This window comes from Longicatena caecimuris (assembly GCF_004341945.1).
Lineage (GTDB): Bacteria > Bacillota_I > Bacilli_A > Erysipelotrichales > Erysipelotrichaceae > Longicatena > Longicatena caecimuris.
This window is the reverse complement of sequence record NZ_SMBP01000007.1, coordinates 81,683-108,413: the sequence shown is the minus strand read 5'-3', so window position 1 is coordinate 108,413 and position 26,731 is coordinate 81,683. Positions and strand designations below refer to the sequence as shown.

The following is a 26,731-nucleotide window of genomic DNA, read 5'->3' as shown; positions in this document are numbered from 1 at the left end:
TATCATAAAACCGCCAAAAGCAAAAGAAAAACTCCCTGGACCAGCGGAATTTTTCAATCTTTTTACATCTTCATCTACATCTGGAATCAATACATGTATGCTTAATCACTACTGAGTTCATTTCCATTCATCATATTACGACAACCATATAGGATAATACCGGAAAGCACAAAATTAATGAGCAGATTGTAGATCGTTATGCTATTCATCATTGCTATTGTCAATGTATTTTGTGATATCATATAAATCAGTACCCCGGTAGATGGAATCGCTGCTAAGATCATTAAAAGCATGCGCAACATATTTTCCATCATTACATTGTTACGACTTTTTAAAATACGTAAAGATAAAACGGTCGTGGCAAGAAATAAGAAAGCATAGCCACTCAGCATAACAAAATATTGCAATGCCTCTTTGAAATCCGGCTGCAAAAGGATATAAGCACTTACGATAGCGATTAACAAGACAAGGAAGGTCTTAAAGATAGTAGGAAGCATGACATACCATAGTTTCTTTAATGGGGCATCCGGAATCAGATATATCTGATAATTTTTCATATCCCGCATAAAATCACTATTTTGAATCATGGAAAACATCCAAAAGATCAACATATAGCAATAAAAGCTAAAGCCTAGGCCCATGATGAGCGTTATAACTAAATAAATACCCACAAACATGACATCCTGCATACGAATAAAATCATTCGTTTTCCGCATTAACAACATATTTTTTGAAAAAATAGCTTTCGCCCCTTCTTGAAAAGCAAATTGGACGTCTTTAACCTTACGATCCGCAAAAGAATCCGTCTTGCCTTCTTTTATGGCTTTATAACGCTTGCTGAAAGCCTGAGCATCCGCCATAACATCTTCGACAAAATCCTTGCGATAACAAGACATGCATAAGAAAATCACGATACATGCACCTATCAACAATACGCTGCCAATCAGCATCTTGTAAAAATCATGGGCAACATAGGAAACTAAAATCAGTTTTACCCAGCCAAATACAGGTACCAAATGAAATGGTGTACCCGCGACAAATTCCATACCACTTTTTGTAACATCAAAATCATTTGCTACTAAAACAACAAGGAATATTATGGCAACTAAGAATAGACATGCTAGCGGAATGATACGTATCAGCTTTTTCATTTTTGCATTTTCTAATCCTCTTAAATACAAGTAATATTGGGTGGTCAGAAAAAAGAAATATAAAAGTGATTGCGTCAAAAAGACCAAAAGCAGAAAGCCGCCATCAAATGCAATGTGACTTCCCAACATCACGATCATAAAAAGATTAATCGCGCCAAATAATAATGCTGAAACTACTACACTAACCATCAAATACTGCATGACGGCACTGCGTTTAAATGGTGCAGTAAATAAGTAAAAAGCATCATCTTCCGTGAATAGAGCCATCTTTTTCTGCATCATCATCGTTGTTACCATCAAGGCACTAAATCCGATATTTACCAAAATTACCATAGAAACATCCTGGAGATTTCCTACTGACATCGCAATTTCTGGATGTGACAACGCCATCACAATCAAGGCACCATAAAGCAAAATCATTATAATCGTAAAGATTGCGCTGGAAGGTTTTGAAAAAATATTTCGTATCGTACCTTTTAATTTTAATAAATACAACTTTCCTAATACTTTCATGACGCCTCCCCCACTTCATGCTGCGTAGAAGTAAAAAACAATTCTTTTAAGGTTTGCTCCTGTAACCCTTCCTTACGTACATGGGCAACAATATGCCCCTTATTCATGATATAGGCTTCATCCCATATGGCATCGATGACATCTATGATATGCGTAGATATTAAGATAGCAACTCCTTCTTCTTTAAGCTGTTGGAATAACTGCAAAGTTTCCTCTATACTGGCAGGATCTAAACCAACCATTGGCTCATCCACTAATAACGCCTTGGGCGCAATCAATAAAGCCAGCAGCATACTTACCTTTTGACGCATGCCCTTACTTAACTCCTTTACCAACTTTTTACGTTTTGATGATAAATCAAACATCGTGATGTAGTGTTCTGCTCTTTCTTGATAATGCTCACAACGATAAGCCTTTCCAATAAACTCTACATGTTCATCTATCGTTAATAGATCATAAAGTACTGGCGTTTCTGGAATATAACCGAAAATGCGTTTTGCTTCCAGGGTATCATTGGCATATCCGCCAATCTTAATTTCACCTTGATAACGTAATAAATTTGCAATACTTTTGATCGTGGTAGATTTTCCAGCTCCATTAGGACCTAACAGTACCGTTATCTCACCATCTTTTGCCAATAAACTAATATCATCGACAGCCTTAAACTTCCCATACGTTTTTGTTAAATGTTTTACTTCGATCATAATTTTCTCCTTTTTTCATTTTCCTTTTTCTTATTTCTTAAACAAATATTGTTCCTTGTGATCGCGATACAACGGATATCGCCAATACATAGAAAACAAGGTGGCGATGAAAAGCATCCATGCTCCAAGGCGAAGAAAGCGCCATAGGATATGCAAAGAGGGAACGATATCTGATAGGAACGGCATACTAAGCATAATGAACAGACTGCCTAAACAATAACACATACTGCGTTGAAAGTTCCACATCGTAATGCATAACTTTCGCTTATGTTTGCGAAACTGCGTACCAATCAAAAGCATGAATAAACCTCCTATGCATCCACAGCCAAAAGCACATAGATACATAAATATGGCAGCCTGTTTAATCAAGAAAAAGCTAAACAAGCTAACAAACGCTAATACCAACAATAGATATTTTGCAGTTTTACCGATACCGGTATATTCTTCACTCAATGTCGCATGATCACTGTGTAAGGGAGGCGTTCCTTGCTTTGCCATAAAAAACCATGTACTAGAGGAGTTACAGGTAATTTGTTCCCATCCTGCTGCCGCAAAAAGATCTAGATATTCTTGCGCGTCTTCTTTCTTTACCTTATTTAGATCATAGCTGAAAATAAGATCTTGTGGTTCTTCTTTATATAAAACATAAGATAAACCACTGAACTTTCTAAAAATCCAGCCATCCAGGGCATATGCATGCAGCATTTCCATCTCTTCTTCTCCACAAAAGGCTAAACCTCCGCATAATATTTGTTTCGTTTTTCTTTTTTCCTTCATACAATCCCCTTCTTTAAAGCCTTATTAGCATCTTCCACCATACGCTCACGCCGTTTCACTTCTTGGCATAAAATACGTTTTCCTTCTTGTGTTATGAGGTAAGTCTTGGTGCGGCTATCACTTGTAAGCTGCTGGATCCATTGCAATTTCGTCAGTTTTTTCAACAGCGTATATAATGTTCCCGGACCCATCTGCATCATGCCATCACTTAATTCTTCAATATATTTCATGATGACATAACCATAACGCTCCTCTAACAAAGCCAATAATATATAAAACATTGCATCTGTCAGCTGTTCATTTTCCTGCGTTGCCTGTTTTGACACACATATCAACTCCTATTATATCGCAAATGGATATATCCATTACAGATATAGTTTAACAGAACATAGATACTATGTCAAGCAGTCTTACCGCAATAGAAAACCATCTTTTAAATCATCATGCAATGAAAACACGATACTGAAGCAAAATATTAAAGCAAAATGCAGAAACAAAATACAATTGCCAGAAACAAGGGTTTATCAGTTCATAATAAAAAAAGAAATCTCTTTATTTGCTTAAGGCAAATGAGGGATTCCTTTTCTAAGATGCTTTTACGATAACACTTATATTTATTCGATAAAGCCTTCCGGCGTACACCTGTGCTTTTGTCGTTTATCTTTTGCGGCTAACCCGATAAAAGTTGTTTCCGCTGGAACATCCGTAATGACCACGGCGTTTGCACCGACTTTCGCATGATCACCAATCGTAATGTTTCCTAAACATTTTGCACCTGCTCCAATCATAACATGATTCCCCAATGTAGGATGTCGCTTAGCATGCTCTTTCCCCGTACCACCTAAGGTGACACCATGATAAATATGGCAATCATCACCAATTATGGCAGTTTCTCCAATGACTACACCAATTCCATGATCGATCAGTAAACCACGACCAATTGTTGCCCCCGGATGAATCTCAATACCGGTCCAAAAACGGGCAATGTTGGAATTAAAGCGAGCAAGGAAAAACAGATGATGCCGATATAGAAAATGCGATACCCGATGAAATGCCAAGGCTTTGATATGCGGGTATAACAACAGCACCTCTAATTTAGAATGAGCAGCCGGATCATTCTCCAATGAGCGATTTAAGTTATGATTGATATCCTTTAATACGCGAAACATTAGTCAAAATCCAATACGGAAAGATATTTCTCTCCGCCATCCGGTGCGATCGTAACAATCTTTTTATTTGGATAATAGGCAGCTAATCGTTTTGCTAAAGCAATATTGCCACCACTGCTGATACCAACGAGTATACCAGTGGTACGCGCAAAGTTTTTGGTTTCTTCAATTGCTTCTTCATTGCTGATCAACATCACATCATCTGCTAATTCTTTATCGAAATTAGCAGGGATAAAATTTGCGCCAATTCCTTGAATTTTATGAGGTCCTGGCTGATGCCCACTGATGATAGCACTGTCTTTGGGTTCTCCGGCTACACAGCGAATATTTGGATTAGCTTCCTTTAAACGACGAGCAACTCCTGTAAACGTGCCGCCGGTTCCAATGCCGGCCACAAAAATATCCACATCCGGTAATTGCTCCAGGATTTCCTTGCCCGTAGTTTCATAATGAAACTGGGGATTATCCGGATTATCAAACTGTGATAAAGTGATGTAGTTAGGATGTTCTTTCTGTAAGCTTGCCAATGCATCTAATGATCCCTGCATTCCTTTTGCACCTTCGGTTAAAATCAATTCCGCTCCATATGCCTGAATGAGTTTACGTCGTTCCATACTCATAGTTTCTGGCATAATGATAATGACTGGCAAATGATAAATTGCTCCTAACATGGCTAAAGCAATCCCGGTATTGCCACTGGTAGCTTCAATCAAAACACTGTCTTTTTTTATCGTGCCTTTTTCCATAGCCTTTTTCAACATTCCTAAGACAGCACGATCTTTAATACTTCCAGCAGCGTTAAATTTCTCTAATTTTACATAAATATTGGTATTTTCTATACGATATAATGGCGTATTGCCAATTAATTTCAGCGTTTCTTTCATAAACGTTATTTTCCTCCTATTGTTTTACGATATATTTTTCTTATGCATCTCTTTCGCAACAACATCGTTTCTGAAGCAGGTCATCTGTACATCGCAATCCAACCCTTTCCATACTATATTCTATAAGCTGATGAAACATACAAGTACCTCCTTCTCTACAATAGTATATGCATTCATACAAAGAAAGTCAGTTTTGACGCTCTTTGTTTTTTTATTATGACACATTTCACCAAAAAAAGAAACTGATTTACCATCAGTTTCTGAAAATCAATGTAAATTATTGGAAATATAAGAAATCACTTGCTGGTTATATGAGTGATATTCTTTAACTGGATGGATATGGTTCCATCGGGCTGATTTTTAAATTCGACAAATTCCTTCGTATTCATATAGTCCACAGGTATGATAATTTCAATTCCTTTATCTGTTTTAATCTTCTGTACTTTATCTGAGCGAGTCGGCTTTACATATTCCACCTCAATGGCAGTCGGCACCCCCTGTTTCTTCAACTCTTCTTTAAACTCTGCTTTAGCAAGTGGTTTTTCTGCAAATAATTCTTCTGCTATTTCATCAATTTGAATCGGCTTACTATTTTCGATGTTATCTACCAACATGCTCTTCATTTTCGGAACAATATCAACTTCATCCATTTCATACTTATCACTCATTTCTTCTGTTAACTTGGTGATGCTTTTCACACTTTCTTTATACGAAGGCATTGTCGTACTTTGTAAAATGACCTCCGCATAAAAATTTACCTTTTCACCTTCAATCTCTACCTTATTTTCCACACAACACAGACTTTCATCGGATAGTTCTATAAGAAATGCGCGATCTTTTGCTGTTAACGTAGAACTGATCAATGCTTTGTAAGGTATTATTTCTGTAATTATGGAATCTTCCTCATTTTGAACCGTATGAGTAATACCTTGCGTACAGGCATTATCGAGCACCAATACATAACGACGTTCATCCTTTAATAATAAAGCCACAATAAAATCGCTAACATAGTATTGGGCATGCTCCATCTTTTTATCAAATACATACTGTGCCAATTTCTGCGAAAAGGTTTCAAATGTGATACTATGATCTTTTAATTTCACAAGCAGCTCTTTCACATAACTCGTTTCGCGAAAAACGCCCCTTTTACGAGAGGCACTATGGAATACTTTTTCTGCCTTGCTACTCAACATCTTTGCTATCACATCGTCTTCTTTTTTCATACATCCTTCTGATAGGATACACGTATTGTGTTCACAATCCAAAACATGGACAATTTTCTTTTCAAATTCTAACATCATGCTTCCTCTTTTCCATTTTCTCTGCTATTCATCATACCTTATTTTCATTATTTTGCCTATAGGATGAATTCACAAATTTCTCACATGATTTTTTACACAGAATATGATACATTGATTATATATCAGAAAAAAGGTGGTAATGGCATGCAGAAAGCAATATTTTCCAGAGTAGATCTAACAAGCGATAACGACTTACTGGCAAAAGAATTTGTCAGTTGTATACAAGATTTAATTGAGGTTGACGATGTACAGGAATTAAAAGCCTTTTCTCAGCATATGGATACTTCACGATTTCAACATTCTCTGAATGTTTCTTATTATTCTTTCTTATTCGCACGAAAATTTCGTTTAGACACCTACAGTATCGCACGTGCCGGCTTACTACATGATTTATATTTTTATGACTGGCGAACTAAGAACAATCGTCCCATGGAAGGCAGACATTGTGCAATTCATCCTTTAATTGCTTTAGAAAATGCTAAGAAAGCCTGCACAATCAATCCTGTGATAGAAGATGCCATTGTTCATCATATGTGGCCAATGACCCTTCATATGCCTAAAACAAAAGAAGGATGGCTTCTGCAAGCTGTTGATAAGTATTGTGCACTATCTGAAATCATTTTACAAGGTAGCCGCAAAGTTCGTTATTCTAGAGCAGCTGTTTCTTTTTTAACTATTTGCTCCTTCGCAACTCAGATATGGAAATAATACTGTTCATGCATACTGCTGTGAAATATTTTGATATGTGTACTATAATAGGTTCTATATGATGGCATATAGAACCCTTTTTTTATGTTTCCAGCATCCCTTTTTCTTTCAATTTGCCTATCAGGAAATCGCGAAAGCTGAATTCTTCACTATCCTGCATCCCCACAAAATACACGAATTCTACATCTTCGTGTTGAAATAAAAATAGCTCATGTGGATTTAAAATACCTTCCGGATAGTAACATGCCGCATAATCATAAATTTTTTTCGTGGTGGCTTCCTCTTGGATACGACCGCATATCATGATTTTTTTCGTCCCCTTTTTTAAAGTGACGATACTGCCCAAAGGCAGTAATTCCTGTAGATTCGTTTTATTCATATGTACTCCTTTATTGCCTTATCGATCAGTAATTTACTTTTACACGGAAACCCAGACCAGCTAACAAACTGCCTTTTGCTCCAAATGAAAATTCTCCTTTTTTACTGGAAAACTCAGCTCCTGCTCCGATAGCACCTAATTCACCAGTGCCAGTTGCTGTTATGCTCACGCCCAAAATCGTTATGCTGCCTTTCACTTCACCTTGTACTGCTGCTGCACCAACTTCACCCTTTAAAGTAAGCTCTTCTTTATTTAAGACAGCTGTCCCTTCCGCCTTAACAACACCAACTCCCACACTTGCTTCACCATCCGCGTACACATAAGAATTACCTAAATGAATATCGGCAACTGCCTGTGCCAGGGCTGCTTTTGCCACCAAGCTGACGGTTAGTGAAGGAGAGAAACCTTGATTATCATACAACGAAAACTTTGCATCCCCACTGACACTGGCACTTCCAACACTCGTTGATAAATTTCCTTGCGCATACGTTTCATGAAATCCCACAGAAAATTTCACAACATCCAGTCCAGCATAAATCCCTGCACAGACACCATTTTGCAAATAACTAAACAAGGATTTATCTTTGCGAAAAGACGTATGCCAGCGCATAGAATGATCCATCGTGTATGTTTGATATTGCAAATGATCACTTATCGCCTTTGCTTTGCTGCTCAATGACGATTCCATATTTTCATAAGCTGTTGCACTCGTTTTTAAGTGTGTACAAAGTTGTTGCTGTTTTGTTTGTAAAAGTGAAAGTGATCGTGATAACTGTGACAACACATGAGGTTGAATAACATCACTAATTACCTTTTGCAGTTTTTGTAAATCCTGATACAGTTGTGACAAAGGAAGTGTCTGCAGCAATAGCTCAGCATCTTTCAGCCTTCCAGTATTAATACATGTCAATGCATGTTAAATGGCAAATATTTTACTATTTTTTATATCTGCAGCCACCTTCTTTGCTGTTGCAGTTCTTTTAACATAGAACGAATCACTTGCAATAAAAGCGAATTTTCATTATTATCTTCAACTGTCTGCAAAATGACAGTCACCTGATTCAGCAGTTGTTCACATTGCGTCAAATGTAATTCATAAGCATAGCTGTATGCATTCATTTAACGAAATTGATCTGCTCCGGCCTGTAGCTGCTGTTCCAGTGTATGATAGGTATCTACCGTCTGATCGAGAAAACGGGCATAAGATTCTACAACACTTCGATAGTTATCAAAAACGGGGAGTAAACTGTGAAATCTTGTTCGCAAAGTTTCTGACGCCGGACTCTGCCAATAAGCAGCCAACTGATTCATTGTCATACTAATATCTTGCAAACAATGATTCAATTTCTGATTTTGAGTACGGATGGCAGCGGCACAGCCTTGAACTTGTGCCAACGTGATCGTTAAAGTATCCATGTATACGCCCTCCTAATTTATTAGATGCCGTGCTTGTTGTGCACGTTCATTCTGTGTATTGCGATATGCCCTAGCCGATGCTTTTAAAAATTCTGCATACTCCTTCATCAAATTTCGCATTGAGGCAAAGTCTTTCACAAAGCCATTAATTTGCTGAACAAATGCCTGATTATCCTTCCCTTGCCAATTATTTCCCATCGTTTGAACATCTTGAAACAAACGACGATATTCACGTTCATAATTCATATACATCTGTTCTATGTGAGAAGCGCTTGCCTCTAGTCGTGCTGGATCTACATTGATTTTTACACTCATGATAAACTACCTCCTAAAATAAATATATACAATCACCGCTTTGGACCCTTGCCTCTTTTATTGTGCTATCCTTTCTAAGCACACAGTTATTGCTAGCGTTATACAACAAGATTGGCTTTGGTATCCATACTCCTTTCTCTACCTGTTGCATCGCTGCTTCATATAAAAGCTGCATCGCCTGTTGAATCGTCAAAGAAGATGCCAGACCTGCATCAAAACGCATTTGCACGACTGGTAGGCACGTCTCCACCAAAATTCTTTCATCCATGTTGATCGTCCTCCCATACACGTATCCATCGTATTTCCCCCTTTCGATACCATAAAGCTTCGTGCTCCTGTAATTCTTTATCCATACATGCCATTGGGAGTTTCAATATTGATGCTGCTTCCTGCAATCCTTTTCCAATCCACAAAATATCCCCTTCATACAAAGCCTGCACATACCACGGCAACAATTGCAGCTCGCTAAGTGTTGTAAGATTTTGTAGTAATACTGGTATGCGCTGGTTTTCTTGTTGCGGTAAGGAAGATGTACCTTGATACAGCGATAAGTGTTGGGCATAACTTGGGAAACGTTGTTTCCATTCATTAAGATAAGCGATAAACGCATTTGCATATTGAAAAGCCTGACATATGAAAAGATAGGAACATGAATCGAGCATTAACCAACAATCTTCTTTACTTACTATATCTTTTCCTAAAAACAAAGCATCACTACGGTATTGCGCTGATATATGTTTGGGAAGGATAGGAACAGCATATACACTTTGTCCCTGTGTTTGGGCAAGCAGCAATTGCTCTTGTATACTGTTTGCATATGGATAAATTTGAAATAGCATCACGCGCTGTTGCCTGATAAAAAGACCACTGCCTTTTTGTGCCATAGGCCGCAACGAAGTATCTTCTAATAAACAGGCATACTCACTTGAATCCGGCAGTTGCAAAACATAACGTTGCGCGAAATAAGTAAGAAGACGATAAGGTAATAAAGCGATTGCAGTAACACTCATGAAGATATGCACAAAAGGCGTTTTTAAAAATATGGAAGTTAATACATCATCCAGTTGCGGATAGCTTTCCTTCCATTGCTCATAGCCATGAATGATAAGCAATATATGCTTTGTATCATCCTGCCATAAGGTTTCATGCTGCAGCTGATAAAATAAACTTTCCACATATTCGTTATCTTTCATACACATCACATTCGCAACTATATCTAATTGTTGCAAAACCTTTAACTTGGTGGCAAAACCATCCAAAACATAAATTGCCGATAGCTCCCTGTATGCAATTCTCGCGCATTCCCATAAGAATTTCTCAATAAATATCGTTTTCCCACTCCCTTGCTTTCCCACAACCAATGCATGTGTCATGTTCACAATAGGAAATAGAAATGGAAATTGCTGACGCTTGCTGATATCATCCGCCATTCCCAAACAAGGCTCACTTTCTGTACATAAACATTCTTGTACCTTAAACGGTAATGGAGCATGCAAAAAGAAAGGGCGCTGATCATCTGCTACTTCACTTTGTTGTTGTAGATAATGACAAATAACATCCAGCTGGGTATGCAAGGATGCTTCCTGCTTTTTTAACTGTTGCTTATGGATGATTTCAAATTGATCGTTATATAAGCAAATATCCTGTGCTAAAGGTTTTTGATATGTTGTTTCCGGATGATACGGAGCTTGCGTCCAACTGCTTATTCCTTGCAAATATAGCTCATCATTTCCCACCTGCATATAAAATTCACCGGCCTGTTGAAGATTACATGCATCCTCTTTTTTTAACATATCCATACTATCGCTTTTATCCTGCACCTTTAAACATATATGAAAACGCGCATTGCTCCATATTTGATCATCGATGATGCCATATGGCTTCTGTGTAGCCAATACCAAATGAATGCCTAAACTTCGACCAATGCGCGCTGCTTGTTTTAATTGTTCCATGAATTGTGGCTGTTGAGTTTTCAATTCAGCAAATTCATCAGCAATCAGAAACAGATGTGCCAAAGGTTTTTTTACAAGAGCTTCACGATAATAGTGTTGATAAGCATCCATATCTACCGTAGCCACATCAAGCTGTCTTTTAGTATCTTGAAACAACTGCTGACGATATTTCAATTCCGCATCTAGCGCCTGCATAAAGCGATACATATTCCCTTCTTCTAGATTCGTCATACAATATGCGATATGTGGGACATTGGCAAATGCGTTTGCCATCATGCCACCTTTGTAATCTATCAATACAAAACTCACTTCTTCGCAGCTATAACAAACACATAATGACAATATATATGTCATTAAAAATTCACTTTTTCCTGATCCCGTCATGCCGGCAATCAAACCATGTGGTCCATGGCGGCTTTCATGGGCGTCTAAATACACCATTTCACCATGTTGATCTTTTCCCACAATGACAGCTAAAGAACGTTTTTGCTTTCTTTGTTTCCAACGATGTAATACATCTAGTTGCGATACATTCCCACAATGATACATAGACAGAAACGACAGTTTCGTACTTGTTACACAAGACATTTTGGTATAGCTGCCGATAACTTGAAAATTATTTTTTATGACATCATCTGCACATGGAAAAGGCTGAAATGATATGCTTTCACCAGCTTGCTGAAGATATGCCAAATCACGCCGAGGCACATAACAAAGTGTTTCCATTGCCGATGCTAAAAAAGTTTTTTCCTTTGCTTGTTGTAAAACATGTAGAAATGCATATTGCTTTATGCATTCATCAATGGGAAGATAGGACATCTTAGAAGATGTAAAATAAACCAAAAGGCATGTAATATTCTGTTGTTGTAACTTTTGCAGGCTATTTAATAAATAGGATACCGACTGGCGATCAGTTATAAGTAAACGTTGTTGATCTAAGAAAACATGAGGTAAAAAACGTAAATGCCACGCTCGTGTCAGATATTCATCGCCAATTAAAAAAAGTTTTAATTGTTTTGGTGAGTGCGTCAGACATAGTTGCAATACCAATTGCAAGCTCATCCATAAACTCTCTTCACCCCAAATGGCTAGACTACGGTGCTCACCAAAAGAATGCGTAATCGTCTGTTGAAGCTGTAACGTAGCTTGCTCAATAAAACGGGAAAACGCTTTTGTTACAGATGTCTCATACAGCGACAACTCTTGTTGTTGATAGTTCAAAGGCACTTGCAAGCTCATCCTAGTTTCCCCTAACAAGACATCTAAAAAGCCGTTCGCTTGCTTTGTTAGAAACCATATTGGATGCGCCTGCTCTTGCAGCTTTTCATTTCCTAATAACCAAAGCTGTTTTTGCTTTATCATATAAGCAATTTTAGCACTGACCTGATCCTCTATACTCTTTTGTTTTTTTTCTAAATAGGACAAATACACGGTTTCATATTGTCGTTGTTTTTGAAGTTGTTGTCGTTTTTCAAAGGAACGACTTATGATTGGCCACAATATGGTTGAAAGCGCCATACTGGCAGCCATGACCAAAGAAGGCATACTTTGCCATATAGATTGTTTCAGTATGATTGCTTGCATCCATGCTGATATCCCCATCACAATTGATGAAATGCCCATCGTTAAGGAAGGCCCTAGGGAAAGCCATAAGGGAAGCTGATTTTGTGGCACTTTGTCATTCGGTGGTTCTATGGTAATTGGCTCTATCGAAAATTTTGGAAAATGGACACTACTTTCCTTTAAACAGAATTGCTGTGGAGATAACGCTTGTTCAGTAGGCAATTGATAATATGAGAGATTTCGCACGCGGACACCTTCTAACATCTGCACCATAAAAAAATCATGACCAAATACCAGCTGCAACCCCATGATATGAATAACATCGCCACATTGTAGCTTTATTTCTTTCACACGTTGCTGATTCACATACACACCATTACGACTTTGCAGATCACTAAGCACCCATTGTGTTTGCTCACAACGCAATAAAGCATGATGAAATGATACATAAGGTTGTTCATACTGAATTTCACAATCTTTTCCACGACCAATGAGAATTTGCTTATATGATAAAGCGTAATAACGAAATTGGGGCATAGTATCATATTGCTGTAATAATAAACGTAAACTTGGCTGTCCATAAAATTGATGAATATGTGCTCTTTTCAAAAAGCCTTCACAAAGCTGCTTCGCATCATAAAACTGTTGATTACCATACCAATGCCAGCCTAGCTTACTATCCCAGCTTACCTCCATCACAGGTATGCGTTCATCTTTTGATTCTAAATACAGCCAATACTTGGCACGCTCTTTTATAAGTAATTCAATTTGGGTAACATTTTCTTTGGTATATAAACAAAATGAGCTATGTAAACACAATAACTCTGCTGCTTGCCTATTCATGAAGAAACCTTGCTATGATAATAAAAGCACTGATTCGCAAAAGCGATTTTATCACCATCCTGTAGCCTTTGTTCATGAATCTTTTCCCCATTCACAAAGGTTCCATTAGAGGAATGCAAATCTTTTAAAAGGTTTTGCGAACTTTCCATCGCCGCATGATACGCTGATACTTCCAACGCCTGTAAACAAAGATCATTATCCGGGCTTCTTCCTATCGTAAAAGGTTCTTTGATTAAGATAATTCGCTCATGACTATCCACATTTTCCAAATAAGGTATTGTTTCTTCAAATAAAACCACAGTTTGCGCATAGCTGTCCTCTCTCTTGTCTATTGTCGAATATGCTTCTTCTTTCACTTGATGATTATGCGCAAACTCATTTGGAAAGCTTGGAATATCCACTTTATCCAATCTTCTGTTACTTTGATCTTCTGCCTTTTCTATTACCTTTTCTTTATCCACCATAGCTGCTCGTATAGCATCACTATTTGAATTTTGATCTTTCTTTCCCTGTCTGCGTTTCCTCTTTTTTATTTTAACCTTATTCGAAGCTTTGTCAGATGTATCTTCTTCTTTCATCTTTTGTTGTGTCCCATAGTACAGCCTTTCTTCCTGAATGGAAATTTCCGGCAGAATACTGGGATAAACTTGTACATTAGGTAGATCTCTTACATAATAAGCCTCCTTCTCTTTATGCCATATGCGCTGCCACCAAGTTAACTTTGCCATCGTTTGTTCCTGTAATGCATGCAATTGTTGTAACAAGACAGGCAATGTGAATTCTTTTTGTTTTAATATTTGAACCAATAATCCAGCTGTTTCATAATCTTCATTCGTATGTACCGCACTCAACAACTGTTTAACAAAGGCTTTTACTTCCTCTTTTTGAAATAACCAACCATCTTCTTGTAATGGCAAAACAAGAAATTTTAAATGCTTTCCATCAGCTGATAAAAAAATATATTCTACATCTAAACAGATGGGTTTGCTGGCATTGACACGAACCATATCTTCTAAAATGAAAAGCAAAAAAGCAAGAAATTCTCCCTTTTCAAAAGCATGTTGCTGTAAATAAGAACGTAATGTGAGATGTCCCTTTAGATCATAATACAAACGGCTTTTACTTCGGTAATCACGTATACAAAGTAAACAGCTTGCATCCTCATGCATTTTCTGAAACAGATAGTCATCAAAATCAACCAGACGTTTCAACTGAACTTCTAAAAAACCATCTTCACGTTTTTCCATCTTTTTCAGCTTATCATTCATTGCTCTATCCCCCTTCACCTTGTATATACGTTTTAAAATCAAAAAAACGTAATTTTTAATGATTTATTTCATTTTTTTATTTTAGGTTCATAAAAACTGATAATAAATACGGTCAAATCATCATCCATGTCATAATGAATGATCTCTTTTTATCTACTTGATTTTTGTGTATAATAATGACATTAGAAAAGGAGAGTTGCCATGAAGGATAGGAATCAATTCATACAGTACATTGCCATTGTTTTGATTTGTATAATAAATCTGGGAACCTTATGGTACTGTGCTCCCCTAACAGAAAACTTATCTTACCTTGGAAATACATTACATCATCCTGTATATTTAATAATATGGGCAAGCAGCGCTGCCGCCTATTTTTTCTGGTATACATTGAAACTCATGCAAGCGTTACGCTATTCATCATCTTTGGGTAAGTTTTGCTTAGGTGTTGTCTGTATCATCATGATCATATCTGTCTGTCTTCCCTATGATCCTATGCAATATCCTCAATTATCCAAATGGCATACACGGCTTGCTATGTGGTCAACCATTGGCTATGTCCTGTTATTCTTTCATTTTCTTTTCGATACATTTAAAAAAGATTATCGCTTTTTTAGGAAAGCTTTTCCTAAATATTTTACCCTTGTTGTATTTGACAGTTTGCTTTTTTTATTAAATGGAGGCGTTTCTACTTTATTAGAAATATCTTTTACGATTGGCATGAGTCTGTTCCTGTCGTATTTACTACATGAAAATGTACCATCTAAATAGCCTAAGCTATTTTCGTCTAGTCCACTACATCCATCACATAACAAAAAAACGTATATCCTCATTCCTAATGAATGATTCTATACGTCATTATTATGCTAAAACAGTTATTTTTTCGCCTTATTCATAACGAAATTCCTCACGGAATAATTCATCTATCGACTTGTTGCTTTCCTGACGAATTTCTTCTACTTCTTTATTCAAAACAATTTTACCTTTCTTAATGAAAATAACATTACTGAAAATTCGTTCAATATCAGCAATCAAATGTGTGGCAATTAAAATGGTCTGCTCAGGTGAATAATTTTCCAATATCGTATCTAAGATCACTTCACGTGCCGCAGGATCAACACCACCAATTGGTTCATCTAAGATAATCAGCTTAGCTTTACGACTCATGACCAAAGCCAGTTGAAACTTCTCTTTTGTTCCTTTCGACATCGTTTTAATCCGCACATTTTCCTCAATCTGGAACTTTTTCATAATTTCCAGACATTTCGCATAATCAAAATCAGCATACATATCCATAAAAATTGATAATGCATCCTTAACCTTCATCCAATCTGAGAAATAAGGTTCATCAGGTAAATAAGATACGATTGCTTTCGTTTCCGTGCCAATCGCTTTTCCATTGATTTTTACAACACCACTATAATCCTTTAACAATCCCGTCAATATTTTGATCAGAGTTGTTTTACCACTGCCATTTGGTCCTAACAAACCAACAATCTGTCCGGGCTGTAAAAATATATCTATATCATGTAATGTCGGCTTATTACCATATGCTTTATTTAATCCGCAAATCTCAACAAGATTTTCCATTTTGTAATCGCTCCCTTATCGTTTCCATCAATTCCTCTTCATCAAATCCATATTCATGTATTTCTCTTAGAAATTGATCTGTTTTCTCTTTCATCATTGTTACTCTTAATTTTTGTATACGTTCAATATCATCACATATAAAACGCCCACTCGTTCGTTCGCTTGCCACGAGTCCTTCGCGTTCAAGTTCACTTAACGCTCTTTGTACCGTATTTGGATTTACACCATAATCAATTGCCAATTCACGTACAGAAGGAATTTTTTGTGATGGTTTATAAGTTCCTGTTATGATCAATCGTTTTATTTCGGTCATAATTTGTAAATAAATTGGTAGATTTGTATCAAAGTCCATCAAGATCACTCCTTCTTAGTACTCACCATTTTTCATACGTTTTACTGTATGCAGACATGCTGCTATAATAATCAGCAAAATGAGGATACCAATCAGATAAAATGGCCATCCGATCGTAAAATAATCAAAGACCAGATATCCGGTATACAAATACCAAAAGGAAAATAGCAGAATCAACGCAATAATAAGTACTTTTTCCTTAAGATCCTTCATCATTCTACCTCTATTTTATGATCTATCAAATACTTACCTGAGAAGAAATACAAACAAACTAACAATAATTCCCAGCCACATAAAATGAGTAATTTCGTCATATCTGTTAACAATGTCGTATTTATATTTTGTCCTATCATTGCATTGCTTGTGACCATTTGTAATAAAGAACCTTGTCCGGGATTGATGAACATGTTCATAATCTCCGATGATACCCAAGAAATAATTAAAAACAGCACAATAGCAATAGGGACACGGAAACGTTGGATATGTGTCGTATGAGTAATATCAATTACAAGATATAATAAGGTAATACTTTCCACAACACCTAGCACAGTGTATACCGCATATAAGATTGCTCCCCATGAAATATGGATATGCGAAAATGCCTTAAAAAGGAGCTGTAGATCGAAATTGTCGACAGATAAACCAATGACAATAATGGAGGCAAGGATAACACCATAGGATAGTGCAAACCAAATAAGCCCTACCAAAATTTTTACAATTAACAGCTTTGTCGTAGATACCGGTAGTGTATGGGTTAAATATGCCGGTTTGGCAAACATGGATGTATGATAATTTTTAATGATGACATACATCGACATGATTAGGATAACACATAGCAGCAATCCATAAATCAATGTTAATGTTACCACAAACATTGAATCTATACTTGGATTGATCATCACCGCCAATAATAATGTGATTGCATATAAAATAAGAAAACCTCGATATGAACATTTCAATTCATGTTTACATAATTTCCAAAACACTTTTATTCCCTCCTTGTTTCTTACTAGATGTATTATTGTATTAATCATCTAATACAATAATACATTGATCTGCCAGTTGTGTCAACCATTATTTCACTTGATATGTGTTATGGAAAATAAAGATCACTAACGTTATGGGTAACGTATGAATTGTTTCTCCTTTTTATATAGCGTCGCAATTCCCAAAGATTATCTTAATTTCATAACTATTGTTTCATATCTCTGTAGGTTATCTTGTAAAAAAACCTCATGACATTAACATCATAAGGTTATTAGGTTACCAATCAATGAGAAATTATATAAGATGTTTCTTATTTTTCTGATGAATAAGTAATAAACATATACCACAGCCAAGAAACCAAACCAATACATATAGCCATAATCGTAAAATCGTTATACTGCCAAATTGGAAAAACAATTGTGATGTATACCCCAAATTATCAAATATCCGCATTAACAGATAGGATGGAAACCAGACATTAAGATTGGTACTTTGCAACGTAAAGATATTATAGATGGGTAATATCGTCAGCATTAAAACACTGACCCCTGCAATATACGTATTTTTTACATAACGTGATATTGTTAAACATGTTAATGTCAATGCTGTATAGCCAACCAACAATGCAAAACACGCGATTATTAAAAGTTCCCCATTCGTAAAAATATAAGGTACGATGCTATTGGCAGATACATCACCGATGCCATAATAAAACATCTGTAAGTCAAAACCACCATACCGCAGATAATTAACCAAACTGGAGATAATTGGTATCAGCATAGGAATCAATACGCCAATAGTCAAAGCGACAATGAGTTTAGCGATAGATACTTTTTTCCATCCAGCCTTGCTTGTACAAAGATATATCATTGTTTGTTCACTTGATTCTTTGCTGTAAATATTGCCTAACAAAATACTGATGAGCAATAGAACAAGAAAATTCACTCGCATGATTTCATCAAAATATTTATTAGCTAGGATGGTGGGATGATAGGTCTTTGACGCATTCAGAAAGCGGGTATTTAACGTATCGTAGTACATCGCATTAAAACCATTACACTCTTTCAAAAAACACTGTGTGGAACCTTGCTCAGCTTTTTCTTTGGTATAAAGATAATCTTGACGGTTCGTTAATATCACCGTATCTGGAAACATTGCCTTAAGATCGGATACCTCTCTTTCATCAGTATAAAGATAATGTATCGTAAAATCTTCCAGTCTTACAATCGACTGTTGCTGGGTATCATCTTGACTCATAACGTTCCAATCATTCAACATTTCTTGCGTCAAAGTGTGCTCTTCATATGCCTTTACAAGTTCTTTCCAGTGTGTACCATACGTTACCTTCATATAATTTTCATCCAAAGAACGACTAGAATTATAATGCTCTTGATCAATCTCATTGTAATGGATGGCGCCCATCTGTTTCTGTAACTCTTCAAAGCTTTTGTTCGCAAAGTTTTGTTGTTCTTTCACCACATCGAGATGTTCATCGGATACGAAATAATAGTCTTTTATATCCGTTGTTACATTCGTTTTAATCTGGTAAGCACAGGCCGCTAACAACACCACGAACAGCAATAAATTGGAACGGCTTTTCGCTAACTTTTTCCATTCATAACAAATTAGTTTCCACATATTCAGCCTCCTCATGAAAATAAGATAAATATACATCATCTAATGTTGGTTCTACAACAATTGAGCGCTTATCTTTCATATCGTCACTTAACAAACGAAACAGGATACCTTCACTTACTCTTTTACAATTCACTACTGTGTAATTTTTTTCAATAATTTCTCGCTCATTTTCTGCTGTTAATAATTCATAAACGTGTCCTTTTAATTCTTGCAATGTATCTGTTACTGTCTTTTGGAAGAGAATATGCCCTTCTTTCATTAGCAAAATATCATCTGCTATATTTTCTATGTCACTGACGATATGAGTTGAAAGAATCACAATAGTATCTTTTGCTAAACGCGATAATAGCTGGCGCAAGGCAATACGCTCTTTAGGATCTAAACCACTGCTTGGCTCATCCAATATCAATAGCTTAGGATGGTTTAACAGGCTCTGTGCAATACCGACACGTTGTAGCATACCACCAGATAATTGACGCAATTTCTTTTTGGACTGTTCTTTTAGATGTAATAACTCCAATAGCTCATCAATTTTCCGTTTTGCATAATCAGCTTCCAGACACTTTAATACGGCAATATATTGGAGAAATTCAATTACTGTGAAATTCATATAAAATCCTGCATTTTGCGGTAAATAGCCCAAATGAAGAATGTATTCTTCATAATTTTCCATAATATTTTTAGCATTAAAGGTAACTATACCTTCACTTGGTTTTAAAATACCACACAACATCCGCATAAGTGTTGTCTTCCCGCTTCCATTTGCTCCTAATAAAGCATGAATACCTTCTTGCAAAACAAGATTCACATCGGCAACCGCTGCCTTTTCTTTTGTATAAAATTTGCTGAGATGATGTGTCTTAAGCTCCATAATGAATCCTCCTTTGTAATTTTAAGCCATATCGATATGCGGCAATCAGAAATAATACGGTAGAGAACAATGACACAATAAGTGTTTGGATCCAACCTAACTGCAGTGCACTACTGTTAATCAAGATTGGATGAAAGAAATTGCTAAAGAACAAAAATAATATTATATAGCTGATGAAAGCTGTATAAAGTCGTTTGATTCTGTTTAAGAAAAACAACATACAACCATGTGCCAGGAATAAAGGTATTAAGGCTAATTGCATGATTTCTAACATGGAGATGTCCATACGTAGATAGCCAACTATTGAAAAGCTTAGAAAACTAATGAGGTGTATAATAAGAAACGTACACATATGCAAGATAAAGCGTTTACCTTCATGAATTGGAAGTGCCTGCATTAATTCTTCCATATCATTATTTTTAAATTCATATAATTGATAGAGAAAATAGGACCCTAGTAACAGATAATACAGCAACACGATTCCGATTTTCATTTGTTCTGAAAAAAGTAAAAAATATAGTAAACAGAGTAAAAAGAAGCCATATACTACACTTATACGTTTAATTTCTAATTTCGCAAATTGACGATAGGCTGTTTTTTTACTGACGAACCAATTTTCTTTGTGTTTCATTAGTGTTTGGCATTGTGCTATCGTTTTTTCCATTGCCTTTTCATCATATTGCCGCAATTCTTTCCAATGTATTCTCATAGCCATTCCTCCTTTTTCATATACGTTTTAAGTTTTTTTAAGCCCAAACGAACACGCGTTTTTACCGTAGATTCACTAATGTTTAGTAATGTTGCAATCTCTTTACTTTTTAATTGTTCAAAGTATTTTAACAATAATACATCTTTTTGTTCATCCGGCAATTTGTTAAGATAAAAAATCAATCGTTGTCGATCGTATGTATCTTCTGTTTTTTCATCAGCAATTTCCAAATCATCCGGCAATGCTATTTCTTTGTATTTCGCATACCAACTATTGCACTGATTGATGGCAATTCTTAGTAAATATTGTTTGGTTTTTCCTTGAAAGGTGTAGGAGTCAATATGTTGTGTGAAACGGATAAAGACTTCTTGTGTAATATCTGCTGCAATATCACGATGTTTGACACGTGCATAGACATAGGAATATATCTGTGGATAATATTGACGGATCAACGTATCGAGTGCATTCACATCGCCATGTCGTATGTGTTCTATGATTGTATGTTCTTTCATAGCAGCCTCCTCATATAGTTAACTGATAAATCAGAAAAAAAGTTTTCTTTTAATCGTTTTTTTTATGCGTGTCGTAGTAACGCCTATTTTGAAATACAATAAGGTGTGTACGATTATGGATGTGCGTTTGACTACCCTGTTAGGAACGAAGTGCACTTGACGAGATCAATTGAGCATAAAATTGCGTTCATCCTGTCATCCATACGGGTAAGCAAGGTCGCGGGAACGTTATGAAAATAGCCCCCGCCACGTCATACCCAAGTAACATGTTCATGATTGGAAAACCGGTAGGTTTATTTCTCCGCCATTGTACAGGCAGAGCAGCCCTCACGTGCATGTTGCATCCTTCCCCCGCCACTTTTTCGAATAGACGTTAATGAGGAATGTAAGCAACGGACATATCCGAATGTTCAATTCCACACAAAAAAAACCGCCTCATCTAGAGACGGCCAGTTATTCAAATGGTGGTCCCGGTCGGAATTGAACCAACGACACACGGATTTTCAGTCCGTTGCTCTACCGACTGAGCTACGGGACCATTTGGTTGCGGGGGAAGGATTTGAACCAACGACCTCCGGGTTATGAGCCCGACGAGCTACCAGGCTGCTCTACCCCGCGATGTTTAATGAGCGATTCGGTTTTCACATATTTGAATAACGTAATGGCGGAGGAACTGGGATTCGAACCCAGGCGCCAGTTTCCCGACCTACCGGTTTTCAAGACCGGACCCTTCAACCACTTGGGTATTCCTCCAAAATATAGTTTTATTTTGGTGGACCCTGTAGGACTCGAACCTACGACCGACCGGTTATGAGCCGGCTGCTCTAACCAACTGAGCTAAGGGTCCATTTAGCCAAATTGGTGGCGGGGGCGAGACTCGAACTCGCGACCTTCCGGGTATGAACCGGATGCTCTAGCCAACTAAGCTACCCAGCCAAATAATGGTCGGGATGACAGGATTTGAACCTGCGACCCCTTGATCCCAAATCAAGTGCACTACCAAGCTGTGCTACATCCCGATATAAATGGCGCGCCCAGTAGGAATCGAACCCGCAACCTTTTGATCCGTAGTCAAACGCTCTATCCAGTTGAGCTATGGGCGCATTTATGAAACCATTTTTTCTTTTGCACTTCATCAGTGCCCTAATATAATAACAAATAATTCCTACTTATGCAAGTGTTTTTTTCAATTTTTTAAAAACTTTTTTGAATCTTTTTACGGCTCTTTTAAAACCCTTTATTTAAAGCATTTTAACATCATCAGGAACAGCTACAAAGGCCGTTCCTGACTACTTTTTTTATCTTTCGTTGCTTTAATAACCTTCTGTCGAGAAAACTCTTCGCGCTCTTTTTCCTCTAACGCATCACTAATGAATTTAATATTTCCTTCAAAATCCGGTATCACGATATTCTTCAACGCATTTGCTCGCTTTTGCGCCTTGCAAATAGCATTTGCCAAGCGATAAACACTATTCTCAACCTCCGCCAAAACAACGGTCAGCTCCTTCACACGATAAAAGCAGCGATACGCATAATCCAATTTAGAATTCGCATGTTCTAAACCATAACTCAAAGTATAATCCGGCTTATCATAAGAAATCTTAGGAATTTCAACACCCATGACACTGCGATAACTCACATGTATACCATTATCGATAGGAACTGCTTCAACCAGATCACTGATAACACCCAACGTCATATTCGCTTGCTGTAAAGCCGCATATGCACGTTGATAAGTCTCAGTTATTTCATCACGTAACATTTTGACATCATCCAGTAAACCCATCATTTCACGCGTTAAAATATTCCGTTTACGATCCATAAGCTCATATCCCATATGAGCCAGCGCATTCGACTTTTTCGTCGCAATCAGATTTCCCTTCGTAGGAAATACCTGTTTATTTGCCATGACTACTCACCCTCATTCGCCAGTTCACGGATAATTGGTTCCTCTTTGATGTTGAAACGTTTCACAGCACGTTTGTGATCATAAAACTTCTCCAACACCTCGTTATCTACACGATCTAGTTCCGCTTTAGGTAAGACAGAAATCAGATCCCAACCTAAATCCAAGGTTGTTTCAATACTTCGATTATCCTCAAAACCTTGATTCAAGAAATACTGTTCAAATAGATTTCCAAATACCATATACTGTTTATCTGCATCACTTAACTCATCCTCACCGATAACGGATGCCAGACTACGCGCATCCTGTACCTTGGCATATGCTGCAAACAACTGATTTGATACATCAGAATGATCTTTACGCGTATAACCCTCACCTATGCCATCCTTCATCAAACGGCTTAAAGACGGTAAGACACCTACTGGTGGATATACTCCCATTTGATTCAGATTACGATCTAACACGATTTGCCCTTCTGTAATATAACCAGTCAAATCGGGAATTGGATGCGTAATATCATCATTGGGCATCGTCAGAATAGGAATCTGTGTCACAGAACCTTTTGCATCCTTAATGATTCCTGCTCTTTCATATAAGGAAGCCAAGTCAGAATACAGATAACCCGGATAACCTTTCCGTCCTGGGATTTCACCCTTACTGCTAGAGAACTCACGCAGTGCCTCACAATACGATGTGATATCCGTTAAGATAACCAATACCTGCATGTCATGCTCATACGCCAAATACTCTGCGGCAGTTAACGCGCAACGTGGTGTTAACGTACGTTCTATGATTGGGTCGTTTGCTAGATTGACAAACATGACAACCTTTTCCATGACACCAGCCTCTTCAAACGAACGCTTAAAGTAATCTGCCACATCATTTTTTACCCCCATGGCCGCAAACACGATACAGAAATTTTTACCATCTCCATCTGATATCTTTGCTTGTTTTACAAGTTGTACTGCCAATTCGTTATGTGGCATACCGGAGCCGGAGAAGATTGGCAGTTTTTGCCCACGAATCAAGGTCATCAAGGCATCAATACTGCTGATACCGGTATTTATATAATTTCGCGGATATACTCGAGATACTGGATTCAATGGCTGTCCATTGATATCCATACTCTTTTCCGCATAAATTTCACCCAAGCCATCAATTGGCTGTCCACTACCATTGAACGTTCGGCCAAGTATTTCTTTTGATAAGGCTAGTTCCATTGGCCGCCCTGTGAATTTCGTTCGTGTATTTTTTAGTGATAAACCATTTGTACCTTCAAATACCTGAATTGCTGCCTTGTCGCCCTCAAGCTGAACGACCTTACCTAAACGCGTTGTTCCATCACTGCACTTGATTTCTACCATTTCCTCATAGCTGGCATCTAACACATGATCCAGAAAAATCAGAGGTCCATTGACTTCATGCAATCCTACATATTGTAGACTCATTGTACATTTACCTCCTTCACGCTATGGTGCTGATGGCAGAATCAATCATCGTCGGATACTCATCCAACAATGCTATATTGTCATTCGGCACATCATATTTCATCTTTGTAACTTTATCAAATAAACCAAGCTGCATTACCAGACGCAGTGGTTTACCGGTCGTAATTACCTCTTTACAACGACGATATAAATACAAGATTGTATCCATCATCTTTAACTGTTTTTCTAAAGGCACATACGTATCATCTTGATGAAAGGCATTCTGTTGTAGATAGCCAACTCGAATAACCTTACAGATTTCAATTACCAGTTTTTGATCTTCTGGTAAAACATCGCTACCAATCAGCTTAACGATTTCCATTAATTTTGTTTCCTCTGCTAATAACGACATGATTTCCTGACGGTCACGTAAGAAACGCGGATCAACATTTTTATTGTACCAGCGTGACAAATCTGTTACATATTCAGAATAGCTTTCATTCCAGTTAATAGCAAAATAGTGACGCGCATATGCTAAAGATTTATCCAAAGCCCAGAAACAACGAACAAATCGCTTGGTATTCTGGGTTACCGGTTCACTAAAGTCATTACCCTGAGGAGATACTGCCCCAATGATAGACACACTACCGGTCGCATCATTCAAAGTTTCCATATAGCCCGCACGTTCATAGAACTGCGAAATACGAGATGGCAGATAAGCTGGGAAACCTTCTTCAGCCGGCATTTCTTCCAAACGTCCACTGATTTCACGCAATGCCTCTGCCCATCGTGAAGTAGAGTCGGCCATAATAGCAACATGATATCCCATATCACGATAATATTCTGCCAAAGTCAAACCCGTATAAATGCTAGCTTCACGTGCAGCGACTGGCATATTAGACGTATTGGCAATCAAGACGGTACGATCGGTCAGCGGACGATTAGATTTTGGATCAATCAGTTCCGAGAATTCCTCTAAAACCTGCGTCATCTCATTACCACGTTCTCCACAGCCGACATACACAATGATATCCGCATCACACCATTTTGCCAATTGATGCTGTGTCATCGTTTTTCCGGTACCGAAACCGCCTGGAATTGCGGCTGTTCCTCCTTTGGCGATTGGAAATAGGGTATCAAAAATACGTTGACCGGTAATCAACGGTACGCTGATTGGCAAACGTCGTTTCACTGGACGTGCCGTTTTGATAGGCCATTTCTGACATAAGGTCAGCTCATGTACCTCTCCTTGTGCATCTGCCACTTTGGCAATACATGTCAAAATGTTATATTGACCATTCGAAACTGTTTCAATAACCTCACCTTCCAGTGTTGGCGGAATCATACAGCGATGTTCGATCAATGGCGTTTCTGGCACCGTCGCAAAAATCTGTCCGCCTATGACATGATCACCGACCTTTACCTTCATGGTAACATCCCACAAAACTTCTTCATCTAAGCTAGCCACATCACTTCCGGTTGCGATAAAGGCACCCGATTGTTTGGCAATTTCCTTTAATGGACGTTCAATTCCATCAAAGATATTTCTTAAAATTCCCGGCCCCAGTGTTACTGAAATCGGACTTCCGGTAGGTTCTACCGGCTCTCCTGGTTTCAATCCAGTCGTTGATTCATATACCTGAATGACCGTAGCCTCACGGCTGATGGATATTACTTCTCCCATCAGACGCTGATGACCGACGAACACCTTCTCCATCATAGAGAAATCGGTTGAATCTTTCACCTTTACAACTGGCCCGTTGATGGAATAGATTACATTTTCACTCACATTATCACCT

General features: G+C 37.6%; 28 protein-coding genes and 7 tRNA genes. 2 read left to right on the top strand and 33 right to left on the bottom strand.

The window, feature by feature from the left end; all coding sequences use genetic code 11:
* Nucleotides 1-101: 101 nt before the first annotated feature.
* From EDD61_RS05825 to EDD61_RS05795, 7 genes are all read right to left on the bottom strand, one after another.
* A complete protein-coding gene (locus EDD61_RS05825) occupies nt 102-1,664 on the bottom strand; it encodes a putative ABC exporter domain-containing protein (RefSeq protein WP_132224505.1) in 1,563 nt (520 codons plus the stop codon).
* A complete protein-coding gene (locus EDD61_RS05820; protein ID WP_008978623.1) occupies nt 1,661-2,368 on the bottom strand; it encodes an ABC transporter ATP-binding protein in 708 nt (235 codons plus the stop codon). The genes EDD61_RS05825 and EDD61_RS05820 overlap by 4 nt, the downstream gene beginning before the upstream one ends.
* 30 nt (nt 2,369-2,398) lie before the next feature.
* Nucleotides 2,399-3,145 carry a DUF2812 domain-containing protein gene (locus EDD61_RS05815; RefSeq protein WP_132224503.1) on the bottom strand — a complete coding sequence of 249 codons (747 nt, stop codon included), beginning with the start codon at nt 3,143-3,145 and terminating at the stop codon, nt 2,399-2,401.
* Entirely contained in the window at nt 3,142-3,471 is a 330-nt protein-coding gene (locus EDD61_RS05810) for a PadR family transcriptional regulator (protein ID WP_008687732.1), read from the bottom strand. Before EDD61_RS05810 ends, EDD61_RS05815 begins: the two co-directional genes overlap by 4 nt.
* A 288-nt stretch (nt 3,472-3,759) precedes the next feature.
* Nucleotides 3,760-4,314, bottom strand: a complete 555-nt coding sequence (gene epsC / locus EDD61_RS05805; protein ID WP_008687730.1) for a serine O-acetyltransferase EpsC — start codon at nt 4,312-4,314, stop codon at nt 3,760-3,762.
* Nucleotides 4,314-5,198: a cysteine synthase A gene (gene cysK / locus EDD61_RS05800; protein ID WP_008687729.1), complete on the bottom strand. Its 885-nt coding sequence runs from the start codon at nt 5,196-5,198 to the stop codon at nt 4,314-4,316. Before cysK ends, epsC begins: the two co-directional genes overlap by 1 nt.
* Before the next feature lie 296 nt (nt 5,199-5,494).
* The gene (locus tag EDD61_RS05795) at nt 5,495-6,496 is read right to left on the bottom strand and encodes a nucleoid-associated protein (RefSeq protein ID WP_128125184.1); all 1,002 of its coding nucleotides are present in this window, start codon (nt 6,494-6,496) and stop codon (nt 5,495-5,497) included.
* 147 nt (nt 6,497-6,643) lie between these two features.
* On the opposite strand from EDD61_RS05795, the gene EDD61_RS05790 reads away from it, so the two are divergent.
* The gene (locus tag EDD61_RS05790; protein WP_128125185.1) at nt 6,644-7,207 is read left to right on the top strand and encodes an HD domain-containing protein; all 564 of its coding nucleotides are present in this window, start codon (nt 6,644-6,646) and stop codon (nt 7,205-7,207) included.
* Nucleotides 7,208-7,289: 82 nt separating this feature from the next.
* Here EDD61_RS05790 and EDD61_RS05785 read toward each other — a convergent pair whose 3' ends face one another.
* From EDD61_RS05785 to EDD61_RS05755, 8 genes are all read right to left on the bottom strand, one after another.
* A complete protein-coding gene (locus EDD61_RS05785; RefSeq protein ID WP_008687722.1) occupies nt 7,290-7,586 on the bottom strand; it encodes a DUF4176 domain-containing protein in 297 nt (98 codons plus the stop codon).
* 25 nt (nt 7,587-7,611) lie between these two features.
* Entirely contained in the window at nt 7,612-8,454 is an 843-nt protein-coding gene (locus EDD61_RS05780) for a hypothetical protein (protein WP_243642691.1), read from the bottom strand.
* A gap of 74 nt (nt 8,455-8,528) precedes the next feature.
* Nucleotides 8,529-8,705 carry a hypothetical protein gene (locus EDD61_RS13780; RefSeq protein ID WP_008978628.1) on the bottom strand — a complete coding sequence of 59 codons (177 nt, stop codon included), beginning with the start codon at nt 8,703-8,705 and terminating at the stop codon, nt 8,529-8,531.
* Nucleotides 8,706-9,002, bottom strand: a complete 297-nt coding sequence (locus EDD61_RS05775; protein ID WP_008687718.1) for a pore-forming ESAT-6 family protein — start codon at nt 9,000-9,002, stop codon at nt 8,706-8,708.
* A gap of 12 nt (nt 9,003-9,014) precedes the next feature.
* On the bottom strand, nt 9,015-9,317 hold the full coding sequence (locus EDD61_RS05770; protein WP_008687713.1) for a WXG100 family type VII secretion target: 303 nt from the start codon (nt 9,315-9,317) through the stop codon (nt 9,015-9,017).
* A 13-nt stretch (nt 9,318-9,330) separates the two neighbouring features.
* Entirely contained in the window at nt 9,331-9,585 is a 255-nt protein-coding gene (locus tag EDD61_RS05765) for a hypothetical protein (RefSeq protein WP_008687711.1), read from the bottom strand.
* Nucleotides 9,578-13,675: an FtsK/SpoIIIE domain-containing protein gene (locus EDD61_RS05760; RefSeq protein WP_132224499.1), complete on the bottom strand. Its 4,098-nt coding sequence runs from the start codon at nt 13,673-13,675 to the stop codon at nt 9,578-9,580. Before EDD61_RS05760 ends, EDD61_RS05765 begins: the two co-directional genes overlap by 8 nt.
* A complete protein-coding gene (locus tag EDD61_RS05755) occupies nt 13,672-14,943 on the bottom strand; it encodes an FHA domain-containing protein (protein ID WP_132224497.1) in 1,272 nt (423 codons plus the stop codon). Before EDD61_RS05755 ends, EDD61_RS05760 begins: the two co-directional genes overlap by 4 nt.
* Before the next feature lie 201 nt (nt 14,944-15,144).
* On the opposite strand from EDD61_RS05755, the gene EDD61_RS05750 reads away from it, so the two are divergent.
* Nucleotides 15,145-15,711, top strand: coding sequence for a hypothetical protein (locus EDD61_RS05750; protein ID WP_132224495.1), 567 nt, complete (start codon nt 15,145-15,147; stop codon nt 15,709-15,711).
* Between the two features lie 117 nt (nt 15,712-15,828).
* On the opposite strand, the gene EDD61_RS05745 is transcribed toward EDD61_RS05750, so the two are convergent.
* The 18 genes from EDD61_RS05745 to EDD61_RS05660 all read right to left on the bottom strand — a co-directional run bounded on the left by EDD61_RS05745 (nt 15,829) and on the right by EDD61_RS05660 (nt 26,721).
* Nucleotides 15,829-16,530 (bottom strand): ABC transporter ATP-binding protein, encoded by a 702-nt coding sequence (locus tag EDD61_RS05745; RefSeq protein ID WP_008687702.1) that lies wholly within the window; start codon nt 16,528-16,530, stop codon nt 15,829-15,831.
* On the bottom strand, nt 16,514-16,882 hold the full coding sequence (locus EDD61_RS05740; protein ID WP_008687700.1) for a GntR family transcriptional regulator: 369 nt from the start codon (nt 16,880-16,882) through the stop codon (nt 16,514-16,516). The genes EDD61_RS05745 and EDD61_RS05740 overlap by 17 nt, the downstream gene beginning before the upstream one ends.
* A 15-nt stretch (nt 16,883-16,897) precedes the next feature.
* A complete protein-coding gene (locus EDD61_RS05735) occupies nt 16,898-17,095 on the bottom strand; it encodes a hypothetical protein (RefSeq protein ID WP_008687699.1) in 198 nt (65 codons plus the stop codon).
* Nucleotides 17,095-17,868 carry a hypothetical protein gene (locus EDD61_RS05730; RefSeq protein ID WP_008687696.1) on the bottom strand — a complete coding sequence of 258 codons (774 nt, stop codon included), beginning with the start codon at nt 17,866-17,868 and terminating at the stop codon, nt 17,095-17,097. Before EDD61_RS05730 ends, EDD61_RS05735 begins: the two co-directional genes overlap by 1 nt.
* A 295-nt stretch (nt 17,869-18,163) precedes the next feature.
* Complete coding sequence (locus tag EDD61_RS05725) at nt 18,164-19,507, bottom strand: ABC transporter permease (RefSeq protein WP_132224493.1); 1,344 nt, start codon at nt 19,505-19,507, stop codon at nt 18,164-18,166.
* Nucleotides 19,485-20,378 (bottom strand): ATP-binding cassette domain-containing protein, encoded by an 894-nt coding sequence (locus EDD61_RS05720; protein WP_008687691.1) that lies wholly within the window; start codon nt 20,376-20,378, stop codon nt 19,485-19,487. The genes EDD61_RS05725 and EDD61_RS05720 overlap by 23 nt, the downstream gene beginning before the upstream one ends.
* A complete protein-coding gene (locus EDD61_RS05715) occupies nt 20,368-21,087 on the bottom strand; it encodes a hypothetical protein (protein ID WP_008687689.1) in 720 nt (239 codons plus the stop codon). Before EDD61_RS05715 ends, EDD61_RS05720 begins: the two co-directional genes overlap by 11 nt.
* Nucleotides 21,084-21,599, bottom strand: coding sequence for an RNA polymerase sigma factor (locus EDD61_RS05710; RefSeq protein WP_008687687.1), 516 nt, complete (start codon nt 21,597-21,599; stop codon nt 21,084-21,086). The genes EDD61_RS05715 and EDD61_RS05710 overlap by 4 nt, the downstream gene beginning before the upstream one ends.
* A gap of 462 nt (nt 21,600-22,061) precedes the next feature.
* Nucleotides 22,062-22,137: transfer RNA gene (locus tag EDD61_RS05705), tRNA-Phe, on the bottom strand.
* Nucleotides 22,138-22,140: 3 nt separating this feature from the next.
* Nucleotides 22,141-22,217: transfer RNA gene (locus EDD61_RS05700), tRNA-Met, on the bottom strand.
* 44 nt (nt 22,218-22,261) lie between these two features.
* Nucleotides 22,262-22,352: transfer RNA gene (locus tag EDD61_RS05695), tRNA-Ser, on the bottom strand.
* Between the two features lie 17 nt (nt 22,353-22,369).
* Nucleotides 22,370-22,446: transfer RNA gene (locus tag EDD61_RS05690), tRNA-Ile, on the bottom strand.
* 12 nt (nt 22,447-22,458) lie between these two features.
* Nucleotides 22,459-22,535 (bottom strand) — tRNA-Met (locus EDD61_RS05685).
* 6 nt (nt 22,536-22,541) lie between these two features.
* Nucleotides 22,542-22,618 (bottom strand) — tRNA-Pro (locus tag EDD61_RS05680).
* 7 nt (nt 22,619-22,625) lie between these two features.
* Nucleotides 22,626-22,702, bottom strand: a tRNA-Arg gene (locus tag EDD61_RS05675).
* 167 nt (nt 22,703-22,869) lie between these two features.
* Complete coding sequence (locus EDD61_RS05670) at nt 22,870-23,508, bottom strand: V-type ATP synthase subunit D (RefSeq protein ID WP_132224491.1); 639 nt, start codon at nt 23,506-23,508, stop codon at nt 22,870-22,872.
* A 2-nt stretch (nt 23,509-23,510) separates the two neighbouring features.
* Entirely contained in the window at nt 23,511-24,953 is a 1,443-nt protein-coding gene (locus EDD61_RS05665; protein ID WP_008687681.1) for a V-type ATP synthase subunit B, read from the bottom strand.
* Between the two features lie 16 nt (nt 24,954-24,969).
* On the bottom strand, nt 24,970-26,721 hold the full coding sequence (locus EDD61_RS05660; protein ID WP_008687679.1) for a V-type ATP synthase subunit A: 1,752 nt from the start codon (nt 26,719-26,721) through the stop codon (nt 24,970-24,972).
* Between the last annotated feature and the right edge of the window lie 10 nt (nt 26,722-26,731).

Coding starts and splice junctions, on each gene's coding strand:
- EDD61_RS05745 (WP_008687702.1), bottom strand. CDS start 16,530: ATGGAAAATCTTGTTGAGATTTGCGGATTAAATAAAGCATATGGTAAT.
- EDD61_RS05775 (WP_008687718.1), bottom strand. CDS start 9,002: ATGGATACTTTAACGATCACGTTGGCACAAGTTCAAGGCTGTGCCGCT.
- EDD61_RS05665 (WP_008687681.1), bottom strand. CDS start 24,953: ATGAGTCTACAATATGTAGGATTGCATGAAGTCAATGGACCTCTGATT.
- EDD61_RS05710 (WP_008687687.1), bottom strand. CDS start 21,599: ATGAAAGAACATACAATCATAGAACACATACGACATGGCGATGTGAAT.
- EDD61_RS05825 (WP_132224505.1), bottom strand. CDS start 1,664: ATGAAAGTATTAGGAAAGTTGTATTTATTAAAATTAAAAGGTACGATA.
- EDD61_RS05815 (WP_132224503.1), bottom strand. CDS start 3,145: ATGAAGGAAAAAAGAAAAACGAAACAAATATTATGCGGAGGTTTAGCC.
- EDD61_RS05770 (WP_008687713.1), bottom strand. CDS start 9,317: ATGAGTGTAAAAATCAATGTAGATCCAGCACGACTAGAGGCAAGCGCT.
- EDD61_RS05750 (WP_132224495.1), top strand. CDS start 15,145: ATGAAGGATAGGAATCAATTCATACAGTACATTGCCATTGTTTTGATT.
- EDD61_RS05790 (WP_128125185.1), top strand. CDS start 6,644: ATGCAGAAAGCAATATTTTCCAGAGTAGATCTAACAAGCGATAACGAC.
- EDD61_RS05735 (WP_008687699.1), bottom strand. CDS start 17,095: ATGAAGGATCTTAAGGAAAAAGTACTTATTATTGCGTTGATTCTGCTA.
- EDD61_RS05740 (WP_008687700.1), bottom strand. CDS start 16,882: ATGGACTTTGATACAAATCTACCAATTTATTTACAAATTATGACCGAA.
- EDD61_RS05760 (WP_132224499.1), bottom strand. CDS start 13,675: ATGAATAGGCAAGCAGCAGAGTTATTGTGTTTACATAGCTCATTTTGT.
- EDD61_RS05765 (WP_008687711.1), bottom strand. CDS start 9,585: ATGGATGAAAGAATTTTGGTGGAGACGTGCCTACCAGTCGTGCAAATG.
- EDD61_RS05785 (WP_008687722.1), bottom strand. CDS start 7,586: ATGAATAAAACGAATCTACAGGAATTACTGCCTTTGGGCAGTATCGTC.
- EDD61_RS05715 (WP_008687689.1), bottom strand. CDS start 21,087: ATGAGAATACATTGGAAAGAATTGCGGCAATATGATGAAAAGGCAATG.
- cysK (WP_008687729.1), bottom strand. CDS start 5,198: ATGAAAGAAACGCTGAAATTAATTGGCAATACGCCATTATATCGTATA.
- EDD61_RS13780 (WP_008978628.1), bottom strand. CDS start 8,705: ATGAATGCATACAGCTATGCTTATGAATTACATTTGACGCAATGTGAA.
- EDD61_RS05670 (WP_132224491.1), bottom strand. CDS start 23,508: ATGGCAAATAAACAGGTATTTCCTACGAAGGGAAATCTGATTGCGACG.
- EDD61_RS05795 (WP_128125184.1), bottom strand. CDS start 6,496: ATGTTAGAATTTGAAAAGAAAATTGTCCATGTTTTGGATTGTGAACAC.
- EDD61_RS05755 (WP_132224497.1), bottom strand. CDS start 14,943: ATGAATGATAAGCTGAAAAAGATGGAAAAACGTGAAGATGGTTTTTTA.
- epsC (WP_008687730.1), bottom strand. CDS start 4,314: ATGTTTCGCGTATTAAAGGATATCAATCATAACTTAAATCGCTCATTG.
- EDD61_RS05725 (WP_132224493.1), bottom strand. CDS start 19,507: ATGTGGAAACTAATTTGTTATGAATGGAAAAAGTTAGCGAAAAGCCGT.
- EDD61_RS05720 (WP_008687691.1), bottom strand. CDS start 20,378: ATGGAGCTTAAGACACATCATCTCAGCAAATTTTATACAAAAGAAAAG.
- EDD61_RS05820 (WP_008978623.1), bottom strand. CDS start 2,368: ATGATCGAAGTAAAACATTTAACAAAAACGTATGGGAAGTTTAAGGCT.